This is a genomic window from Vibrio sp. 1727, assembly GCF_033344415.1.
In the GTDB taxonomy this organism is placed as follows: Bacteria; Pseudomonadota; Gammaproteobacteria; order Enterobacterales; family Vibrionaceae; genus Vibrio; species Vibrio alginolyticus.
In genome coordinates this window covers 1-1016 of sequence record NZ_JAWPOT010000100.1, presented here as the reverse complement: position 1 = coordinate 1016, position 1016 = coordinate 1, and the positions used below count along the sequence as shown (strand labels likewise).

The 1016-nt window shown below is 46.7% G+C and carries 2 protein-coding genes; both read left to right on the top strand.

Features of this window, described 5'->3' with window-relative positions:
• The coding region (locus R8O10_RS24085) for a DUF3316 domain-containing protein (RefSeq protein ID WP_318191805.1) at positions 1-354 on the top strand (354 nt) is incomplete at its 5' end.
• Positions 355-456: 102 nt separating this feature from the next.
• Positions 457-1016: response regulator (locus tag R8O10_RS24080; protein WP_318191804.1), on the top strand; the 560-nt coding region annotated here is incomplete at its 3' end.

The following is a 1016-nucleotide window of genomic DNA, read 5'->3' as shown; positions in this document are numbered from 1 at the left end:
TTTGTAACGGTAATGGCAATGACTAGCGCATCTGCATTCGCTCAACCACTTTTCACTGGTGGCAACTACGTGAGCCGCGAAGAGATGAAAACCATCTCAGTTACGCCGATGGCAACGTCAGATGAGGCTTATCAACAGGCACTGTCTGAACTCAATTCACTTAAAACCATGTCGGCTCGTGAACTGAATAAAGAGCTCAATATCCTGACATTTAATGTGAAGTCTCGCAGTACGCATTTAAAAGATGGAGGCTTCGTGACCGTGCAAGAACGCATGAATGAAGATGGTCAGTTGGAATATTTGGGCAAAGTGAATGTCAAAGTGCATTATGCCGAACGCGATAACAATCGATAATGGTTTGCCAATGGGGAAGAGTATGGTGTGGTTCACATCATGCTCTTTTTCGAGCTTTATACTGGGTTCTCATCCTCCCGCTAACACACCAGGTAAGTAAAGTTGAAAATATTGATCGTCGAAGATGAGCACAAAGCCGGAGAATATCTGCAAAAAGGTTTGATTGAATCTGGGTATGTGGTGGATTTAGTGCATGATGGGGTCGATGGGCTTTATCACGCTACCAGTGAAGAATATGACTTAATCCTCCTCGACATTATGTTGCCTAAACTCGATGGTTGGCAGGTGCTTAACACATTGCGCAGTAGTGGGATTCACACTCCAGTGATCATGCTGACAGCGAAGGAGCAAGTGGAAGATCGCGTGCGCGGTTTTGAGCTGGGTGCCAATGACTATGTGGTAAAACCTTACGCGTTTGCAGAGCTACTGGCGCGTGTTCAAAACGTATTTCGTCATCATATTGCCGCGCAAGTGGTCGCATCGCCGCAAACATTACGTGTGGCAGATTTAGAACTTGATATGATCAAACGCGTTGCCACGCGCGCGGGGCAGTCGATGTCGCTTACCGCCAAAGAATATGCCCTGCTTGAGTTGTTGATGCGCAAAACTGGCCAAGTGCTTTCACGTACCACCATTGCGTCGTTAGTGTGGGATATGAACTT